General features: G+C 58.2%; 17 protein-coding genes. 4 read left to right on the top strand and 13 right to left on the bottom strand.

The genetic code is table 11. From position 1 onward, the window contains the following. Positions 1-83 precede the first annotated feature (83 nt). On the top strand, positions 84-1,094 hold the full coding sequence (locus tag LOC68_RS25000) for a ThuA domain-containing protein (RefSeq protein WP_230224060.1): 1,011 nt from the start codon (positions 84-86) through the stop codon (positions 1,092-1,094). Between the two features lie 51 nt (positions 1,095-1,145). Then, positions 1,146-1,583, top strand: coding sequence for a hypothetical protein (locus tag LOC68_RS25005; RefSeq protein ID WP_230224062.1), 438 nt, complete (start codon positions 1,146-1,148; stop codon positions 1,581-1,583). Positions 1,584-1,586: 3 nt separating this feature from the next. On the opposite strand, the gene LOC68_RS25010 is transcribed toward LOC68_RS25005, so the two are convergent. From LOC68_RS25010 to LOC68_RS25040, 7 genes are all read right to left on the bottom strand, one after another. After that, the gene (locus LOC68_RS25010; RefSeq protein ID WP_230224064.1) at positions 1,587-2,246 is read right to left on the bottom strand and encodes a hypothetical protein; all 660 of its coding nucleotides are present in this window, start codon (positions 2,244-2,246) and stop codon (positions 1,587-1,589) included. Next, positions 2,243-2,923, bottom strand: coding sequence for a hypothetical protein (locus LOC68_RS25015; RefSeq protein ID WP_230224066.1), 681 nt, complete (start codon positions 2,921-2,923; stop codon positions 2,243-2,245). The genes LOC68_RS25010 and LOC68_RS25015 overlap by 4 nt, the downstream gene beginning before the upstream one ends. Then, positions 2,923-3,609 carry a hypothetical protein gene (locus LOC68_RS25020; protein ID WP_230224068.1) on the bottom strand — a complete coding sequence of 229 codons (687 nt, stop codon included), beginning with the start codon at positions 3,607-3,609 and terminating at the stop codon, positions 2,923-2,925. The genes LOC68_RS25015 and LOC68_RS25020 overlap by 1 nt, the downstream gene beginning before the upstream one ends. Then, positions 3,609-4,358: a hypothetical protein gene (locus LOC68_RS25025; protein ID WP_230224075.1), complete on the bottom strand. Its 750-nt coding sequence runs from the start codon at positions 4,356-4,358 to the stop codon at positions 3,609-3,611. Before LOC68_RS25025 ends, LOC68_RS25020 begins: the two co-directional genes overlap by 1 nt. Continuing rightward, positions 4,355-5,032, bottom strand: a complete 678-nt coding sequence (locus LOC68_RS25030) for a hypothetical protein (RefSeq protein WP_230224077.1) — start codon at positions 5,030-5,032, stop codon at positions 4,355-4,357. Before LOC68_RS25030 ends, LOC68_RS25025 begins: the two co-directional genes overlap by 4 nt. Then, entirely contained in the window at positions 5,029-5,682 is a 654-nt protein-coding gene (locus LOC68_RS25035; protein ID WP_230224079.1) for a hypothetical protein, read from the bottom strand. The genes LOC68_RS25030 and LOC68_RS25035 overlap by 4 nt, the downstream gene beginning before the upstream one ends. Before the next feature lie 87 nt (positions 5,683-5,769). Then, a complete protein-coding gene (locus tag LOC68_RS25040; protein WP_230224080.1) occupies positions 5,770-6,459 on the bottom strand; it encodes a hypothetical protein in 690 nt (229 codons plus the stop codon). A 252-nt stretch (positions 6,460-6,711) separates the two neighbouring features. On the opposite strand from LOC68_RS25040, the gene LOC68_RS25045 reads away from it, so the two are divergent. Continuing rightward, positions 6,712-7,536, top strand: a complete 825-nt coding sequence (locus tag LOC68_RS25045) for an MIP/aquaporin family protein (RefSeq protein ID WP_230224082.1) — start codon at positions 6,712-6,714, stop codon at positions 7,534-7,536. 36 nt (positions 7,537-7,572) lie between these two features. Continuing rightward, the gene (locus tag LOC68_RS25050) at positions 7,573-8,697 is read left to right on the top strand and encodes a GTP-binding protein (RefSeq protein ID WP_230224084.1); all 1,125 of its coding nucleotides are present in this window, start codon (positions 7,573-7,575) and stop codon (positions 8,695-8,697) included. A gap of 20 nt (positions 8,698-8,717) precedes the next feature. Here the strand turns inward: LOC68_RS25050 and LOC68_RS25055 are convergent, their stop codons facing one another. The 6 genes from LOC68_RS25055 to LOC68_RS25080 all read right to left on the bottom strand — a co-directional run bounded on the left by LOC68_RS25055 (position 8,718) and on the right by LOC68_RS25080 (position 18,731). Beyond that, positions 8,718-9,497: a bestrophin-like domain gene (locus LOC68_RS25055; protein ID WP_230224086.1), complete on the bottom strand. Its 780-nt coding sequence runs from the start codon at positions 9,495-9,497 to the stop codon at positions 8,718-8,720. A 370-nt stretch (positions 9,498-9,867) separates the two neighbouring features. Then, on the bottom strand, positions 9,868-10,914 hold the full coding sequence (locus LOC68_RS25060; protein ID WP_230224088.1) for an HD domain-containing phosphohydrolase: 1,047 nt from the start codon (positions 10,912-10,914) through the stop codon (positions 9,868-9,870). Position 10,915: 1 nt separating this feature from the next. Then, positions 10,916-14,698 carry an ammonium transporter gene (gene amt / locus LOC68_RS25065; protein ID WP_230224090.1) on the bottom strand — a complete coding sequence of 1,261 codons (3,783 nt, stop codon included), beginning with the start codon at positions 14,696-14,698 and terminating at the stop codon, positions 10,916-10,918. A gap of 381 nt (positions 14,699-15,079) precedes the next feature. Beyond that, positions 15,080-16,195, bottom strand: a complete 1,116-nt coding sequence (locus LOC68_RS25070) for a hypothetical protein (RefSeq protein WP_230224092.1) — start codon at positions 16,193-16,195, stop codon at positions 15,080-15,082. Then, complete coding sequence (locus LOC68_RS25075) at positions 16,195-17,010, bottom strand: hypothetical protein (RefSeq protein ID WP_230224094.1); 816 nt, start codon at positions 17,008-17,010, stop codon at positions 16,195-16,197. The genes LOC68_RS25070 and LOC68_RS25075 overlap by 1 nt, the downstream gene beginning before the upstream one ends. Before the next feature lie 2 nt (positions 17,011-17,012). Next, positions 17,013-18,731, bottom strand: a complete 1,719-nt coding sequence (locus LOC68_RS25080; RefSeq protein ID WP_230224096.1) for a MotA/TolQ/ExbB proton channel family protein — start codon at positions 18,729-18,731, stop codon at positions 17,013-17,015. Positions 18,732-18,912: the final 181 nt, after the last annotated feature.

The following is an 18,912-nucleotide window of genomic DNA, read 5'->3' on the forward strand; positions in this document are numbered from 1 at the left end:
AGTTCTCGCACCTGACCGAACTTTGGTTTATAACGGATAGCGACCCGTCCAACACCTTTTTTCCCGCCCAGGACCCGCTTCCCATGCGAATTCTTCCGCTCGCACTCACCGCCGTGATGTTCGCCTCGCTCGCTTCCTTTTCGTGGGCCGCTGATCCATGGGTCGCTTACCCCGGAGGCGAAGGTCCGGGAGCCGGCAAGCATATCGTGCTGGTTTCCGGCGACGACGAATATCGCTCGGAAGAAATGTTGCCGGCGCTCGGGATGATTCTGTCCGAGCGACATGGCTTCAAGTGCACGGTCCTTTTCCCGATCGATCCGAAGTCAGGAGAAATCGCGCCGACCTATCAAACGAACATTCCCGGCGCCGGCACGCTGGCCGACGCCGACCTGATGATTCTGTTCACTCGCTTTCGCAACTTGCCGGCCGAACAGATGGAGCCGGTCCTCGACTATCTGAAGTCGGGCAAGCCGATCATCGCGCTGCGGACGGCGACCCATGCGTTCAACTTCCCGAAAGATTCTCCCTACGCCAAATACAGTTGGAACAACGGCGGCGAGTTTGCCGGCGGCTTCGGTCGTCAGATCCTTGGCGAAACCTGGGTCAGCCATCATGGACATCACGGTAGCGAAAGCACCCGCGGCGTGATCAACCCGGAACTGAAAGATCATCCGATCTTGCGCGGCGTGAGCGACATCTGGGGACCGACCGACGTTTACGGAATCAAGAAGCTGCCGGAGACGGCGGAAGTGCTGGTTCGGGGTCAGATCCTGACCGGTATGCAGCCGACCGATCCGCCGGTCGAAGATAAGCGTAACGATCCGATGATGCCGATCATCTGGCTCAACAAGTACACGAACGAAAACGGCGCGGTCACCCCATCGCTGACCAGCACCTTCGGCTCGGCGGTCGACTTCAAGTGCGAAGACTATCGCCGCCTGTTGGTGAACGCCAGCTACTACTTCACGGGGCTGACCGACAAGATCGACGGCAAAGCGAACGTCGAGTTTGTCGGCGACTACGAGCCGACCTTCTTCGGCTTTGGCAAAGCCAAAACCGGTACGACGCCGGCCAATTACGAGCTGAAAAAATAGTCGACTGAAAGGGCCGCCAAGCGGCCCTTTTTCTTTTCTCAGGAGATCGCAATGCTGACCGACCGTCGAATCTGGCTTTCGCTCGTCTCGCTACTCCTGTTCGCCCCGGCGCTATCGTTTGGCGGCGACATCACCGGCATGTACGACTGCGTCGGCGACAATGCCGGCGGCGGCCAATACCAGGGAACGGTCTTCATCTCCAAAAGCGGCGACGCCTACAAACTGGAATGGAACATCGCCGGAAGAAAGCACCAAGGAATCGCCATCCTGACCGACGGCGTGTTGGCGTCGAGCTGGATCATCAAGCAAGTCGGCCCCGGCGGCATCGTCGTCCAAGGTGGCGTCGTCGTTTACAAGGTCGAACAAAACGGCCGTCTGAGCGGCAAATGGGTCGGGCACGGCGGCGGGAAGATTCTCACGGAAGTGCTGACGCCGCAGCAGCGCGTGGTGCGGAATGATCGGCCGGTGGGCACTTTGGCCGGTAAATAGAATTTAGTAGGGCGCGTTCACCTTTTCGATCCACACGCGTAGCCCGGTCGCCGCCTTGCCAGAATTCTCCGCTTCTTCGATTTCACGATCTGGCATGCAAAAGACTTCGTCATGCAGGAAGCAGCGTCCCGCCTGAGGGGGCATTTGAACTGCGTCGATCCCTGAGCTGGGCGAATAAGAGCCGAGTTGCGGATTCCAAGTCGCGGGTTGTCGCTCCTCGAGGACCACCCGATCGTCAACAAGCGTCTGCAGCAGCCACACTTCGTTTTCGCGCAAATAGCGAATGACGATTACATGCTCCCCGGCGGTGAGAGACGCAGCGTTCGTTGCGATATTGGTCGCACGATCTGTTTGCAGACCGCTGGTCGTCCACGCGAGTTGGAAGTGGTCTCCGTTCGGAACAAAAACCTCCCAGGCGAATCCTTGACTGCCCGGGACGTTTCTGCGCGAGGCGGAGATTTGCCTCCATGGTTGCTGAAAGGCGTCAGTCTCCAGTCTCAGCAGGTGCGACAATTGCAGTCGCGCTTGTGCGCACTGCTGAGGCAGTGTGAACAATGGAATCAGGACGCCGATCGTGGTGGTCAACAAGATCAGCGTCAGCAAGCTGAATTGCCCGAATCGACGCGGATTCGGCTCGGACGCCGGCGGCTCTTCGAAGCTCATCGATTCGCTCCGTTTCCGCGAGAATGAATGAGTTTCTCAACCGCTTTTGCGCTGCCGATTTGAAGGCATAAGACGGTGAAGTCGTCGTCTGGACTTTGGTATTCCAACTCATGCCGTAGTGACGTGGGCGCCGTCGCGCGAATCAACGTGACGATCTCCTCTTCGTCGAATTCGTAAATCTGCTGTTCCGCTGCAAACTCGAATTGCAGTTCGTCCCAGTGATCTTGCAGTAGCTTGCGGTGGTCCGGGTTGTCGATTCGCCAGTGCGACGAGCGGCCCGGTCCTGTGTAGAACAAAAATAACTCGTCGCCTACCGTCTCAAGCTTGATGCGGAGAAAGTTCCCCTGGACGGTCGTGAGGGGGCTGATCGCTTGAACCAGCGACGTGTCGGAAAAGCGAGTCATCATAGAGAAAGCGGGAGCGTAGTCGAGCGGCGCTTCGCAGCGCCAAGTCGCTTCCCGCGGATCGTCGCTTGGCAGCTTTAATAACTTGAACTTGGTTGGATCGCAATCGGAAAAATCGCCGAACTTGGCGATCAGTCTGGCCTGTTCTCCATGAAGATGGCGGAGTTGATGACTCCAGATGCAAACGCCAAACAGTCCCCACAACGTCACCAGGATGAGCAGGACGTGAATGATCTGCAACGGAGTCAGCTCCCACTTTTTTCCCTCGCTCATCACTTCACCCTCTCGATCCAAACGCGTAACTCGCGGTCGGAATTTGGATCGACCGAACGGTCTTGGTAGAAGGGATAGAGTTTGTCGATGATGAGAAATGGCTGATCGGTTGGCGATTGAATGCTAGTCCGAATTTCGTTCAACAGCAGCCCTTCGGCGGAATCGGGGCGTTCTGGAGGAGAAAACGGGACCTTGAAGCGAAACAGCGGTTGGCCATCGACAAGCGGGGAAACGTACCAGCGCGGCGCCGTCGACCAAGGGTTCCCTGCGACGGCGAGTTGAATTTCATGCTCCCCTGCGACGATTTCATGCGACTCTTCCGCTTTCAGGTCGGCCGTGCGATTCTGCGGATCGGCCGCCGGTTTGCCGGTCATACATAAGCGATAGTGCGAGCCTGGCGGCAGATAAACTAACAGTCGGTGACGGCCCACCAGATAAATGTCTCCCAGAAAATCTGGATTCACGGCGGCGAACTGCTGGGGATCGTCGATGTGCAACTCGCGATCAAAATCGTTCCCGCGGGGAAAAAAGGCGTTCGCCTCTTCAATTTGATAACGGGTTCGTAGGTAGCCGGTCCAAACCGCGATGACCGCTATCAGCAGGATCAGCGTTCGCAAGCTGAACTGCGTTCCGCTCGGATTGGAGGAGGCGTCCGTCGACGTGGGAACCGTCTGCTCTTCGTCCATCAGGGAGTCCCTCCTTTTGACGCAGACGGCTTGGGGGCGTCGCCGCCGAATGGGGATGCGCCTTGAGGCGTCTCGCGCAGCGGCGGTCGATTGGGAGGCGACGTCCAAAGGAAGTAGTCGAAGCTTCCCTCCGCTTTGAACGCCTGGACCGTGCCTAGGCGAATTCGGAAAACCGGGAGGTCGGCCGGAAACTCCGGATGCTCCGCCAATAGCTCCGGCGAAGGGACCCACTGCAGGATCGTTTGGATTTGCCGGTCGTCGGTGGGGAACTCACCGTCGGCGTTGATCATTTGGAATTCAAACTGATCATGATAGTTGTTGAGGAAGTGCTGGACTTCGCTGGTAAAATCGCGCGTATTGCGGTTTCGGCCCGGAATCAGCAAAACCAGATTGGCGGCGGCGTTTTCTTTGAGAATCTTGAACTCATAATCGTTCTGCGGACTCAGCACGATGTTCTCCGAAGAGAATCGGGCGTTTTGTAGACTGTAGAGGCACTGTATCTGCAACACCGCGTCAGGCGCTACCCGATGGATGCGATATAGTTGCGCTTGATATTTGTCCCAGCGCAGAGACGCATAATCGATTTCGCGCGGAGACTGCCGATTGTCGCCAAGCCGATAGTAGTCGACGATGCGCGTTTTGTAAGCCTGGGCGACGCGCAAGCGGAGACTCGCTTCGATCCAAAAAAACAGACCGATCGCCAATCCGATCCAGAGGAGAGCGTGAAGCGGAACTCGGACGCGATTCATCGTTCCAAGGTCTCCACCCACAGCCGCAAGCCGGTCTCGGAGCGTTGCGTGCTGCTCGAGTTGGGTTGGTCTGGCAGCGGAACGCTAAAGACGCGATCGAATAGCTCTAGCGGCTCTTCGATCGAGAATTGGCGGTTCGTATCGATCTTGCTGCCGCCGGAGGATCCAAGGCCGAGATTCCAATCGGCCGGCTGCGATTCTTGCATCACAATCTGATCGTCGACGCTGACCTGGATGATCCATTCCTCTTCGACCTTGTAATAATTCAGCGTCACTTCGTGTTCGCCAGGGGCGCTTGGCGCGACCAGAGATGGCGCAGGTTTTTCCTCGCCGGGGTGCATATAGGTCATGAAATTCCGGCTGGCCAGACAGAGCTGATACTTATGGTCCGGCGGCAAATAAACGCGCCAGCGAAAATCATCGTCGCTTAGCTCTTGATGACGCACGGCGGCGTACCAACTGGGAACGTCAACGCGCAGTTCGCGAGCCAGATTGCGGAGGCTCGGCAGCATCAGCTCCATACGCTTCGTTTCGCGAGCCGTGAGAAAAAAGGCCATCCAAACGGCGAAAACGGCGGTGGCCGACATCAGCGTGAAGAGACTGAATCGCATCAGGGAGGGACGCGGCGGCGTCGGGGCAGGCGACTCGGCGGCGAACTTTTCGTCGGTCGTCATTGTTTCTCCTTCGCTTTCGCAGCCTCTTCATCGAACGCCGCTTGCGTGCCGATGCGGATGAGCAGACAAAGACCGTCCTTCCCGCAGCGGGGAGTGGAGCCGTCGGAGAATTTCTCTGGGGCCGTAATGCGAATCAGATCGATGACTTTCTCCTGGGCGAACGACTCCGGCGACGTCGAGGAAATCGTCTCGATTTTCAGTTCGTCCCAGTATTTGCGAAACGCCTCCGCTTCGACGTCGCTTCCTGATCCGCAGGTGCTGCCCCCAAACGGATGTTTGAGAAAACACCGCATTTGCTGTTGATCGAAATCGACGCGAAAGCGAATCAGCGACTCTTGTCCCGACGCGCTTGAAATGGAGGAGCCGCTGCCGCAAGATCCTCCGCCGAATGCGATGTAGTTCTCAATTCGCAGGGGAACGTTCTGAGGATGTTGAATTCGCCACGCCAAATGCCACGGCTCGTCGGTTGGTACGCGCAGGATCTGAAAGCGATCGGGAGAACCAGGCGGCATCTCGCCGAACGTCGCCGTGAGACGATCATATTCCGCTTTGATCGACGCTTGTTCTCGTTTCGCGAGGCCGAACATTACGACGCCGATGACGAACGCCACGACCAAGGCGAGTTTCAGAATGCGTTGCAGAATTACCATGGCGACTAGAGGGGACGAAGGGAGAGGATGTCCGATCTTAGTCGATTCGCTGCGCGAAAGAAATTCTTCCTGGAAAAACCGACGCTACTACGCAGCTTTTGTTTTTTTCCGCTTTTTCGCTTTCGCGTAGGTGACGGCGTTCCCTCGTTTGCCGACCGGTTCGGCGGCGCCGGTCTCGCGCAAGCAATAGGCGATCCGCTGGGCGATCCACCGCTGACAACCGACGACGCGGGCCAGGTCGCTGGTGTCAAACTCCTGGGGAAGTTTGCCGGGAACGAATTTCCATAACTGATCGGCGGTTTTCACGCGGCGCGTTTCCAGTACTTCGACCAGCTGGATGTCTTCGACGGTGTGATCGTTTTGTCGCCAGCGGCGGCGTTTGCCATGTCCCGGAACGCGATGCTCTTCGATATGGACCAGCGGCACTTCGAGGGTAAGGTTCTCGTGCGGGAAGACCTTCGTGAAGTAGACGAGGTCGTCGAACAGGTCGAGCCAGGTCCCCTTTTTCGGGCTCAGTCGATTGCTGACGATTTTCCCGGCGCTCTTGTCGCGGCGGATGATTCGCTTGCGGGCGATCAGCGGTTTGACCACGCGGACCGGGCGCTGCTTGACCAGGGCGGCGATCTTGGGCCCGATCGCCGAGAGAGAGGCGCACTGCACTTCGACCAATTCTTCGCCGACCACCGCGTCAATCCGATACCGGCCGAACTGGACCTCGGTTGCGGCGTCTTCGCCGGCGTAGAGGTTTTTCAATTGGCGGTGGAGCGACGTTTCCACGGGAGGAACCTACGTTTTGAAGAAGATTGTCAGTGAAGCGGCGTTAGGGGAGGAAATTGGCGCAAGGACCGGGTACGATCTTGCAATCGGCCCGATTTTGATTCAAATGATGGTTTGAATGTTCCCTCTCCCGGCACGTTCTCTAGTAGCAGGGCGCCGCTCGTCAGCGGCGAAAATCGGCCCTAACCTACCCTGCCCTGGCGAAACGTTAAAGGTCAATTGATGGTTCCCCGCCCCCTTTGGATCTGCTGCGTGGCCGAAATCATCGGCACGTTCCTGTTGATCTTTTTCGGCCTTGGCGCCGTGCAAACTGCCGTCTTGCATGGAGATATGTCGGGGCTGTGGCAGGTGGGGATCGTCTGGGGCGGTTCGATCATGCTGGCGATTTATACGGTCGGCGCGATCAGCGGCGCCCATATCAACCCAGCGATTACGATCGGGCTGTCGGTTTGGGGACTGTTTCCGCTGCATCGGGTGGCGCCGTACGTCGCATCGCAGTTGGTTGGCGCCATCGCCGCCGCGGCGATTTTGTATGCGATTAATGCGTCCTATTTTGGACTGGTCGAAGCGGAACGCGGCATTGTGCGAGGAGAACCGACCAGCATCGTCACCGCGATGTGTTTCGGCGAATATTTTCCCAATCCCGGTAAGCTAGGAAGCGAAGGGGTGACCGACGAACAACTCGCCGCGTGGAAGAGCAGTTTCAATCAGCCGATGGCCTTTTTGGCCGAACTGCTGGGAACGGCAATCTTGGCGATCGTGGTCCTCGCGACGACCGAAAAAGAACATTTGTCCGGGCCGAAGAACCTGGCGCCGGTCTTTATTGGGTTGTGCGTCGCTACGCTGATCTGCGTGATCGCGCCGCTAACGCAGGCCTGTTTCAATCCGGCTCGCGATTTTGGGCCGCGACTCTTCGCCTATTTCGCCGGTTGGGGAAGCGCCGCAATCCCGGGACCAAACGGGTCCGGCATGGTGACCGTTTACATCATCGCGCCGATTGTCGGTTCGATCCTTGGCTGCGGCGTTTATCAAAAGTTGTTGCGACCGTTCGTCCTTGAGCCGACGTCGTCGTCCTAGAAGCTTACAGCAGATTTTTTTCCTCGGAGAAGTTGCATGTCGTCTTCCGCCAAAGAGCCCGGCCTGATTCGTTTCGTCATGATTGGCGGATTTTTGGGCGCTGGGAAAACGACCACGATTGGACGCTTGGCGCAGCACTATCGCGAGCAAGGTTTGAACGTGGGGATCGTCACCAACGATCAGGCGACCGATCTGGTCGACACGCAATTGCTCCGCTCGCAAGGATTTCGCGTGGGGGAAGTGGCTGGCGCCTGCTTCTGCTGCAACTTCAACGAACTGACCGGCACCGTCGAAAAACTGTCGGCTCACGATCGTCCGGACGTGGTAATCGCCGAACCGGTCGGCAGTTGCACCGATCTGGTCGCCACGGTCGTGCAGCCGCTCGTTCAGATGTTCGACGCCCACTTTGACGTCGCTCCGTACGGCGTGATTTTGAAGCCTTCGCATGGCCTGCGGATCTTGCAGGGAGACGACAACGGCGGCTTTTCTCCGAAGGCGGCCTACATCTTCAAGAAGCAGTTGGAAGAAGCGGACTTCGTGATCATCAATCGGATCGACGAGCTCGAAGCGGAAAAGGTCGAGACGCTCGCTGGCTTGATCAGCGGCGAGTTTCCCGGTACGCCGATCTTGCGAACCTCGGCCAAGACCGGCGCCGGCTTTGATGCGCTGGTCGAACTGATCGACCAGCGGGGCGAGTTCGGCAAAAAGATCCTGGAGATTGACTACGACGTTTACGCCGAAGGAGAAGCGGAACTGGGCTGGCTCAATAGCAGTCTCAAAGCGACCGCCGAGCAAGCTTTTGATCTCGACGCCTTTCTGATGGCGATCATGAGCGGGCTGCAAGAGACGCTGGCCAAGTCCGGCGCCGAAACGGCCCATCTGAAAGTGATCGGTCTGTGGGAAGGTTTTTATGGGGTCGCAAACATGATCAGTAGCGATACGGAGCCGCTGCTATCGCTTCCCTCCAACTGCCAGGCGAAGGAAGCGGACGTGGTGGTGAACGCGCGCGTCGGCATCGCTCCGGATGAGTTGCGGCGACAAGTCGATGCGGCGATCGAAGCTGCGGCGAAGTCGTTGGGCGTATTCGTGCAGCGCCAACAGACGCAGTACTTCCGTCCTGGACGTCCGGTGCCGACGCATCGGTTCTCGGACGCTAAATAGCGCAAGAAGTTGCAGCCGTTTTAGCGATTGATCGAGTCTTGGAGATCATGCATCGCCGCCTCGTTCACGCGCAACAGACCTTCGCGTGGGCGATCGAGATCGATGATCAGCATCATGATGACCACGAACGAGAAGATCATCCCCATGGTCGCAATCGAGCGGGTTCCGCCTGAGACGCCGACGTAAAAACCAACGCTCGCCATCGAAAAGACCGAGACGGAGTATAGAGCGAGCCAGATCGTGCCGGGAATGCGGGCTCGAATCGCAGCGGTAACGCGATTCGAGTGGAGGTCGATCACGTCGTTCAGCGACGCCACATAGAGAGCGATCATCGGCGAATTCGGAGTCTGATGCGCGGCGAGCATCGCTTCGCTCCAGAGTTCCGTTTGGATCGTTTCCGATTCTTTGATGGCTGCGTTGATTTCTTCGGGAGAATTCGGAATGTCCAAGCGAACGTCGACGTATCGGCGCAGTAATTGACGGGATTTTTCCCCTTGGGTCTCGGAAAGCAATTCGGTCCGCAGGTAAGTCGTCCCGATCGCGTTCACTTCTTCCTGGAACAACATCCGGCGCGAGTCGAATCGATTGGTGGCGACGCCGAAGGTGAAGGCCAGCATAAAGGCGAGCAGCCCTAGCGTGGCGCCAACCACGGAACCGATCGAGGACTGTTTTTCCCCCTTGGCGAGCGCACGTCGTCGGCCAAGATAAATGCCCCCTTCCGACGCGGCTAACACGATGACGATCGTCAGCAGGAACAGGGCCCACAGCGGAACATATTCGAGCGGAGAGAAATTGATCATACCGGCATCGGATTCCAGTTTGGCAAGCGGTCACAGCCGATGTTGAAAAGACCGGGCGGAGCCGCCTATCCGCTAGTCTACCTTCCAGGATCTATCGGTCGAACGAAAAGAGAAGCGTCATTCTGGCGGCCGGCGCTTTTCCAATCGGCGGCATCGGAAGGGATGACAAATCCCGCCAAGTTCCTCAAGTATGCCCGTTGACGAAATAGGGGATCGCTGCAAATGTCGATGCGGAAATAGGTTGCGACCGAGTTTCGGCTGGCGATCGAAAAGGCCCGGGTAAGCGATTGCGTGAACTGCGCCGGTTGCGAAGAAATTGCCGGGATCGGCGGGCTGGGAATCCGGCGGATCGGCAAAGGTGCGACGCCAACTAGACGCCGCAAGCTGCCGGTTCGTTCAGGTTCGCATAACGCTGCGAAATCCGGACAAACTCCGGTCCGCAACGTTGGAAGGCGGCGACGATGACCGGGTCGAAATGCTCGCCGACTTCAGCGAGGATCATCGCTTCCGCTTGCTCGTGCGGCATCGCATCTTTGTAGACGCGGCGCGTGGTCAAAGCGTCGTAAACGTCGGCGACGGCGACGATCCGTGCGGCCAACGGAATCTGCTCGCCGGAAATGCCATAGGGATAGCCCTGTCCGTTCCACCGCTCATGATGTCCGATTGCGATATCGCGGGCGACCTGCAGAAACCGAGCATGCGGAAACTGGCTAAGCGCGGCGTCGAGCGTCTCGGCTCCGATGATCGTATGCCGTTTCATGATCTCGAATTCTTCGTCAGTCAGCTTGCCGGGCTTCAGCAGGACCGCGTCGGGGATGCCGACTTTGCCGATGTCATGCAGCGGACTGGTCTGAAACACCAGGCGAATGAACTCGGCGTCGATCTCGTCGGCGAAAGCCGAAGAGGCGGCGAGCTCTTCGGCCAGCCGACGCGAGTAAAGTCGGACGCGTTCCAAGTGTTGTCCGGTGTCGGTATCGCGAGACTCGGCGAGTCGGGCCAGCGCAAAAATGACCAGGTCGCGGGTTTCAAGCGCCAGGACGCGGCGGCCAGCTTGGATGCGGGCCAACAGTTCCGGGGGATTGAACGGCTTCACAATGAAGTCGTCGGCGCCGGCCGCCATCCCTTCGACGATTTCGTCGCGAGCGCCGTGGCTGGTTAACAAGATCACGTAGACGTAATGATCCGACTGGCGCCGGCGAACTTCGCGGCAAAACTCCAGGCCGTTGACGATCGGCATCTCCCAGTCGGTGACGACCAGGTTAATGTTCTGCTCTTCCAGCACACGCAGCGCTTCGGCGCCGTTGCTGGCCGACCAGACCTGAAAGTTTTGGGCTTCCAGAGCGTAGCGGAGCAGGTCGAGCGAGATTTCATCATCGTCGACGATCAGGATGTTCGCAGCTGGTTCGACGGCGTTCATCTTATCCTCGTTCCCACCCATCGCTAACGGTTAGAAGACGTTCGATCGCCGCTTCGCAAGTTTCCAGCCGCCGGACGACTCCGGCGAACAAATCAGGGAGCGACTCGGTTTGGCTCGCTTTGGCGGCTTGTTCCAACAGGTCGGCCGCGGCGGCGACTTGTTTCGCCGAAATGTTTGCGGCCATTCCCTTCAGCGAATGAGCCAGTTGTGCGACCGTGTCGATATCGCCGGCGACGATATGTTCGCCTAAGGTTTGGGCGTCTGTGGACGATCGATCGCGAAACTTGTTCAGAATCATGCGGGCCAGATCGTCATTGTCGCCGCAGCGAGCCAACAGGTCGTCGACGTCGATCGAGCTGTCGAGTTCCGTAACGTCGAACGGCAGCTCTTCTTCCAGGCCAAAGTTTTCCGGCGCCTCGATCGAGAACGTCTCGGCATCCGGAGCGTTCTTTTGCTCCAAGCAATCGACGATCGTATTGATCAGTTCGTTGCGATTGACCGGCTTCATCACGTAGCCGCTCATCCCTGCGGAGAGACAGCGTTCCTTGTCGCCGCGAACCGCTTGAGCCGTAAGCGCCACGATCGGAAGCTTGGCCAGGTCGCTGCGGCCGGCGGCAGCTCGTTCGCGAATCAATTGCGTCGCTTCAAAGCCGTCCATTTCGGGCATTTCGCAGTCCATCAGGACCAGGTCGAATTTCCCTTCCAAAATCTTGTCGACCGCCTGGCGGCCGTTTTCGGCGAGCGAAACCTGGAAGCCTTCCGATTGCAGGATCTCTTTGGCGACGATGCGATTGATTTCGTTGTCGTCGACCACCAGGATATTGCCTTCCAGCGGGGCGCGCTGTTGAACTTTCGGCTGCGGTTCCCCTTCGTCCTGGGCCGATCGCGAGGAACGTTGCCCAGTCAGCGACACCAGGGCGTCGAGCAAACGCGTTTGACGAACCGGTTTCGGCAGGCAGATCATTTCCAGTTCTTTCAGCTCGGCCTGCGGAATGGTGTGTTCGTAGGAGGTGAGCATCAAGAGCCGCGTCCCATGCAGCAACTCATGGTCGTGGATCAAATGGGCCAGACGCAGCCCGTCCAGTTCCGGCATCAAGTGATCGAGGATCGTCAATTGGAAAGGAACGTTCCGGCCGGCGGCGTCTTCCAACAGCGCGAGCGCTCGTCGGCCATTGCCGGCCGTCGCCACGTCGACGCCCCACGATTGCAGTTGCTCTTTGATCACCTGCAAGTTCATGTGGTTGTCGTCGACGGCCAAGACGCGCAGCCCCTGGATATTGGGGATCTGACTGCAAGTCGAACGTTCGACCGCTTGCAGCGGCAATGTGAACCAGAAAGTGGAGCCCTTACCGACTTCGCTTTCGACGCCGATTTCGCCCCCCATCAGTTCGACCAGCTGCTTGCAGATCGCCAGACCAAGACCGGTGCCGCCGTAACGCCGCGTCGTCGAAGCGTCGACTTGCGAGAACGCTTTGAACAGCCGCTGCATCTTGGCCCGCGGAACGCCGATGCCGGTGTCCTCGACCGAGAAGCGAATGCGGGCCATCTCGCCGGCCGAAGTGGGAACGGAACGTTCCCGTTCGACTCGGAGGTAGACGCCGCCGGTTTCGGTGAACTTCACCGCGTTGGCGAAGAGATTCACTAGCACCTGACGAATCCGCTCGCAGTCGCCGATCGCGGCTTGCGGAACGTCGGAGGCGACGCTGCTGTTCAGCTCGAGACCGGTCATGCGACATTGCGGTGCGAACATTTCGGGGACCGACTCGACCAGGTCGGTCAGTACGAACTCGGTATGCTCCAGTTCGATGCCGCCGGCTTCGATTTTCGAGAGGTCGAGAATATCGTTGATCAGGTGCAACAACGATCCGGCTGAAGATTTGGCGAGTTCGACGAAGCGTTGCTGCTGATCGTCGAGCTTGGTCGTGTGCAACAAGTCGAGGAAGCCGATCACGCCGTTGAGCGGCGTCCGGATTTCGTGGCTCATGCTGGCCAGGAAGGTGCTCTTCGCTTCGTTGGCCGCTTCGGCCGCTTTGATTTCGTCGGCCAGCTGAAGCGCTTTGCGGCGTTCGGTGACGTCTTCGACCGTCCCTTCGTAGTACAGGACGTCGCCATTCTGGTTACGACGCGCCGAAGCGTTTTCCGAGATCCATGCCACCGCGCCGTCGGCTCGGCGAATCTCCGACTCAAAGTTGAAGACGACGCCGTCGCGATCAATTTCGTCGATGAAGTCTTGGCGGCGATAAGGGTTCAAGTAGACGTCGACGGCGACATCCTTGATCTCATCGCGAAGCGCCGCCAGGTCGTTGTAGCCGAGCATTCTCGCCAGCGCCGGATTCGCGGTCACAAAGTAACCTTCCGGCGTCGTCTGGTAGATCCCTTCGACGGCGTTCTCAAAGATTTCGCGGAAGCGGCGTTCCGCTTCGCTCCGCTGTTTCATTTCGCAGTTCACCTTCGCGAGCACGCGGTTGTACTCGGCGGCGATCTGGCCAACTTCGGTGTGCGGCTCGACATGCACGTCTTGCGAGAAGTCTCCCTGGCTCCTTTGCCGCTGCATGTCGGTCAGCAAGTCGATCAGTTCGGTGCTGGCTCCATGTTCCGAGATGTTCAGCCCTTTCAACTCGTGGTCGCGGGGAACGCGGAACGGCACGACGCGATTGGCGAGCGATAGGACGACGAAGCCGCCGCCAAACGCCCAAGCGAAGCAGGTCCCAGCGCCGAGCATTTGGATGCCGAGCTGATGCCAGCGCGTCACCCCTTCGCCAAAGTGAACGGGATCGGCCAACAGGGCCAGCGCGATCGTGCCGAAGCAACCGGCGCAAGCATGAGCTGGAACGGCGCCGATCACGTCGTCGATTTTCAGTTTTGGCAACAGATAAGTGACGCCGCTGCAGACCAGACCGGAGCCGGCGCCGACGACTGCCGCCGCCCAAGGCGCCAGGATATGGCAAGACGCGGTCACGCCGACCAGTCCGGCGATGGCGCCGTTCATCACTTGGCCGACGTCGGGACGTTTGCTGATCCATTTGGAAAGGACGAGCGACGCGAGCGCCCCCATGGCGCCGGCAAGATTCGTGTTCACCAGAATTTTGGGGACGTCGCTGTTCATGCTGAGCGTGCTGCCGCCGTTGAAGCCGAACCAGCCGAACCACAAAACCAGCGCCCCGAAGGTCGCCAGCGTCAGGTTGTGCCCCGAGATCGGTTTATCTTCACCGCCGTCAAAGCGGCCGATACGCGGCCCAATCACCACGACCGCCGCCAGCGCGACCCAACCGCCGATCGAGTGAACGACCGTCGAGCCGGCGAAGTCAATGAAGCCAAGCTGGGCGAGCCAACCGGTTGGGCTCCCTTCGATTACGCCCCCCCAGGCCCAATGGCCGAACAAGGGATAGACGATCGCCGAGACGAAGACGCTGATAATCAGGTAGCCCTGAAAGCGAATTCGTTCCGCCACAGCGCCAGAGATGATCGTCGTCGCGGTGCCGCAGAAAACCAGCTGGAAGAGGAGGAACGCCATCAACCAAGGGGAGGCGTTATCTTCCAGCAGAAAGTTGGTCGTACCGAATAATCCGTGATAACTGGCGCCAAACATCAGCGCGAAGCCGAACGCCCAGAAGATCACGCTCGAAACGCAAAAGTCGACCAGGTTTTTCAGGGCGACGTTAAAGCTGTTCTTCGCACGCGCCATCCCACTTTCCAGGAGGCAGAAACCTCCTTGCATCAGCATGACGAAGGCGGCGCAAATCAGCATCCAAGTGATGTCGAGCGATTCAGCTGTAGCGGACATTATGGTGACTCATAGGTAATGATGAATCGGTGGGGCTCAATCGACGCTCGCCTTCCGCCAAGAAGCGTTCGTCAATCTATGTAGGCAGGTTTTGCAGTGGTGTGAAATCGCAGCATGTTCAAGGCTAGACGCTCCCCAAGGGGCGAATCCTGAGCTCCCAAAGGGTAGGTTATGAATAGGAAATCAATTGCTCTTTTTCAGATAACAGAGGATCACTTGGCGATTTAACGCGTTAGACGCAGCCAACCCGACGTCCTTGGGCGGCGCAATCGTTACAAGCGATACGTGGTTGCCGCGATATTGAAAACTTAGCGCAACAAAAAAGCTCGGTCTGGGAAGACCGAGCTTTCGGGATGAGATTTGCGTTGTGGCGATGCGACCTTAGTCGAGCACGTTCGCTTTCGGCGCCGGAGTTGCCGGAGCCGGTTTCGGCGCGTTCGGGTCGACTTTCGGCTCAGGACCGAATTTCACCTTACCTCCGACCCCGGTAACCGCCTTCCATTCCTGCGACTGCGGCTCCCAACCTGCCAGGTAGCCGGCTTTGTCCGCGACGGCGCGAACGGCGACGTACGCCTCGTAGCTGTCGGGAAGGACGATAAACTTGAAGTAGTACTTCTGCGGATCGGTCAGCAGCAGCAATTTCTGGAAACGAGAACGGGGGTTCTCGACTTCGGCGATGGTGAAGCCTTGTCCTTCGCGCGGCGTGAGTCGCAAGTTCGGATTACGACCCGACGCGTACATCTCGGCCTTGAAGTAGTCGTCCTGCAAAACTCGCTGATTGAAGTCTTCGACGAAATCTTTGGCGTCGACCCCCTGCTCCGGATCTTTCACGTACTTTTTGAGTCCGCGTTGAAGCTGGTATTCAGACCGCTTCTTCGCATCTTCGCGCAGTTCGCCGGGATTGTACGGGTAGACCTGGTTGCCGATGCAGATGAAGATCGCTTCTTTAATGCCGTCCGGCGCGGGACGCGGATCGGGCATGTTGACGATTTTCGGCGGCAATTGGGACCGCGGTTTGGAATCGGCCAGAACCGCTTCCAGACTCGCGATCTTTTCGAGGCTCGAATTCAACTCGGTCGAAAGCTTTTCGCGGGCTTGCTTATTCTCGCCCGCCTTCATCGCCATTTCGTCTTGCGCTTTCTTGGCGACGATCGCTTTCTTTAGATCCCCTTCTTTGCCGACGAGAGTCGCTTCTTTGGCGACCGATTCCGTGCGAAGCCGCTTGAGCAGTTCCTCGAGTTTCGATTCGTCCGGGTTCAATTCGTCGATCGAAGTCTGAACTTTCAGCTTTTCCTTGTGGGCCTCTTCCAGCTTTTTGATCATCGCTTCGAGCGCAGCCGGATCGACCGCGACGGTCGATGCGATCCGATCGACCGCTTGGCGCACGCCCAATTGCACGACGACCAACACGATCAGCAAAATGCCGACCACGTTAAACATCGTGTCGAGCAGCGAGTCCATCCCGCCGTCTTCATCTTCCGTTTTGCGTCTTGCCATTATTCCGGTTTCTTCTCTTTGAAGTAACTCAAATCGATTCGTCCGTCGCCGACGACCGGCAGCTTGCCGTTCTTCACTTGCTTGGCGTTCACCAGGTTTCTCGCCGAGTAGTAGGTCGACAAACCGTCGTTGCGAATCAGGAACACGATTTGGCCTTTCGGATTCGCTTTCACCGTCTCCAGCAGTTTGATCAACACCGGATTGGTGTTCATCTCGTTGGTTCGCACCGGCGTCGTTTTGTCGCCCTCATGGATCACGATGCGACCATCATCACATTCGATGAACGAGGGATCAAATCCAACGCCGGAGCCGCCGGGCAGGATCGAAACTTCCGACTCTTTCGGCGGCAGTTTGCGATCGGCGACTTCCTTTTCCATCTGGGCGATTTTTTCGCGCCGAGATTTCAGCTCCGCTTCCATCTCTTTCAGCGTTTCAGCCTCGCCGGCGAGGTCGACTTTCGGTCCGTCGAGCGAAATCTGGTCGAGCTTGAGTTGCGTCTCTTCCAGTTTCGCCAGCAGCTCGGCCAGACGCTTCTTGGCGTCATCCAGTTTTTTTTGCTCTGCCGAATTCTCTTTCTGGATCTCGGTCTCTTTTTTCTTGAGTTCGGCGTTCAGCTGCGCCAGCTCTTCGTCGGCGTTGGCGAGCTCCGCTTTCTTCTCTTCGTATTTCATCGCCTGGTCGACGGTATCGTTGTCGAGCGCCTGGACCGCGACCGCAGCGATGATCATCGTGAGCGTGCCGATAACGCAAGCCAGCACGCTAAGAAACGGAAAGAGCGAGACGTCGTCGCCCCCGTCTTGTGCGCGTTTGGCCATGCTTATCGTTTCCCGTTACGACGCGACTTCTTGTTGCCTCCGCCGAAGCCGAACCAGCCTCCACCGCCGTTGCCGTTGGTGGACGCTTCGACTTGTTGGACGACGACCCGTTCGTCTCCGAGCTTCGTCAGAACTTCGTTCAGACCGGTCAGGCCTTGCGCTACGCCCGAGAAGTATTCTTCCAGACGTTCCGTCGAGGCGGCGACGTTGGCGTTCATCTGATTCGAGGTCTGAGCGGCGGCGCCGGCCAGAGCCGTCAGCGTCGCTTGCAACTGAGCGGCGATTTCCTGCATCTGCGTCAGCTGGTCTTGCAGTTCGACCCGCATTTCTTCCTGACGCGTTTGCATTTCGCCGGTCTTGGCCTGAACCTGCTCCATCACCTGCGAGGTGATTTCCTTCTGGCTGTCGAGCAGCTTGGCCTGGATTTCGCTCCAGCCGTCAGTCGTCTGCTTGGTGATCGTCTGACCGACCAGTTCCAGCTTGTTGATCCAGACTTCCAGTTCCGCTTGTTGAGCGGCCATCGCTTCTTCGACGGCGCGGCGGAAGATCTTGGTGTCGAGCGGACCGGTCGGCTGTTGAGCTTCATGCTCGCGACCGTCGTTCAAACGACGAAGGAGGTTTTCGTTGCAGTATTCGTCGACCCAGTTCAGAACCCCTTCTTCGCTCTTTTGTAGCGAGGACATCGGGAACTTGATGATCATGCTCATGACGAGCGCGACGAGGGTCGTATTAAACGCGGTACCGAGACCGGAGAACATCGAGGTCAACGAGGTCATGAGCTGCGACGGATCGTTACCGCCGAGCGCCCCGGCGAGCGAGGCGACCGCCAAGCTAATACCAAGCACCGTACCGATAAAACCCATGGTCGGGATGGCCCAGATCAACACCTTCAAAGCGGTGTAGCTTGACGCGACGTTGTTCGAGTCGATTTCGGACTGCGACGCCATCATCGTCACCGTTTCGGCGGCGCTGCGACGAACGCGGAAGTGTTGCAGACCGCGGAGCACGCGGTTGATCAGGAAGCTTTCGCCATGTTCGCCGGGCAATTGGCGAATGTTGTCGACGAAGCGATCGAGGGTATCGATCCGAATTTCGGGCGAAATGTCGGTCGGCAACACGTCCATCAGCAAGTAGTCGCGCTGACGGCGGATCTTGCGCTGCTTCAACCAGAGAATCGCCATCGCCCAGAAGAACAGGAACGTGGAGAGAAACTGGATCGCGACCCCTTGAACGCCACCTTCGAGGAACAAGTCGCCGATGTACGTTCCCTTCGACGGCCACAGCAGCAGCATAAACGCCACAGCCGCGAAAAAGCCGAAGATGCCCGGCCAGAGCAAGCCGACGTCGCTCGGATCGGTGAATTCACCTTCCGACACCGACGAGGACGAGGACGCTGAAGCGGGCTTCGCCGTTTGCTTCGGAGCAGTTGCGGCGCCCTTTTTCGCCCCACCTTTCGGCGCGGCGCCAGAGCGCGTCGAAAGCGGATCGGTCTGCAGATTGCCGAGGTCGAGTCCCCCTAATCCGCCGCCGGAAGCGCCGCCCCCATCATCAAAGCTCGGGAAGCCCGATGATTCGACCGGCGGTAGATCGAGATCAATTTCCGTGGTGTTGGGAATGCGAACGCTGGCCTTGCAGTAAGGGCAGTTTCGTTTCTGACCGGCGAGTTCCTGGCGGACCTTCAGCGACTGGCCGCATTGCGGGCATTTGAATTTGAAATACATAAATCTTCAGGAGGGAGCGAATGCTGCGGAGCGTTCCGCGGGGGGTAGAAAAGAGGGCCAATACTCAATTGATATGCACTAGATTGTCAAGTTATGCAACCAAACTGCCTGTGACGGGGGGGTCAGGTGAAAATTGAAAAAAGCTAGCGCATCTCTGGCCTAATACTCTTTATTCTGATTT

The sequence above is a fragment of the Blastopirellula sediminis genome, from assembly GCF_020966755.1.
GTDB lineage: Bacteria > Planctomycetota > Planctomycetia > Pirellulales > Pirellulaceae > Blastopirellula > Blastopirellula sediminis.

Coding starts and splice junctions, on each gene's coding strand:
- LOC68_RS25010 (WP_230224064.1), bottom strand. CDS start 2,246: ATGAGCTTCGAAGAGCCGCCGGCGTCCGAGCCGAATCCGCGTCGATTC.
- LOC68_RS25070 (WP_230224092.1), bottom strand. CDS start 16,195: ATGGCAAGACGCAAAACGGAAGATGAAGACGGCGGGATGGACTCGCTG.
- LOC68_RS25035 (WP_230224079.1), bottom strand. CDS start 5,682: ATGGTAATTCTGCAACGCATTCTGAAACTCGCCTTGGTCGTGGCGTTC.
- LOC68_RS25000 (WP_230224060.1), top strand. CDS start 84: ATGCGAATTCTTCCGCTCGCACTCACCGCCGTGATGTTCGCCTCGCTC.
- LOC68_RS25060 (WP_230224088.1), bottom strand. CDS start 10,914: ATGAACGCCGTCGAACCAGCTGCGAACATCCTGATCGTCGACGATGAT.
- LOC68_RS25030 (WP_230224077.1), bottom strand. CDS start 5,032: ATGACGACCGACGAAAAGTTCGCCGCCGAGTCGCCTGCCCCGACGCCG.
- LOC68_RS25075 (WP_230224094.1), bottom strand. CDS start 17,010: ATGGCCAAACGCGCACAAGACGGGGGCGACGACGTCTCGCTCTTTCCG.
- LOC68_RS25050 (WP_230224084.1), top strand. CDS start 7,573: ATGTCGTCTTCCGCCAAAGAGCCCGGCCTGATTCGTTTCGTCATGATT.
- amt (WP_230224090.1), bottom strand. CDS start 14,698: ATGTCCGCTACAGCTGAATCGCTCGACATCACTTGGATGCTGATTTGC.
- LOC68_RS25025 (WP_230224075.1), bottom strand. CDS start 4,358: ATGAATCGCGTCCGAGTTCCGCTTCACGCTCTCCTCTGGATCGGATTG.
- LOC68_RS25020 (WP_230224068.1), bottom strand. CDS start 3,609: ATGGACGAAGAGCAGACGGTTCCCACGTCGACGGACGCCTCCTCCAAT.
- LOC68_RS25080 (WP_230224096.1), bottom strand. CDS start 18,731: ATGTATTTCAAATTCAAATGCCCGCAATGCGGCCAGTCGCTGAAGGTC.
- LOC68_RS25005 (WP_230224062.1), top strand. CDS start 1,146: ATGCTGACCGACCGTCGAATCTGGCTTTCGCTCGTCTCGCTACTCCTG.
- LOC68_RS25015 (WP_230224066.1), bottom strand. CDS start 2,923: ATGAGCGAGGGAAAAAAGTGGGAGCTGACTCCGTTGCAGATCATTCAC.
- LOC68_RS25055 (WP_230224086.1), bottom strand. CDS start 9,497: ATGATCAATTTCTCTCCGCTCGAATATGTTCCGCTGTGGGCCCTGTTC.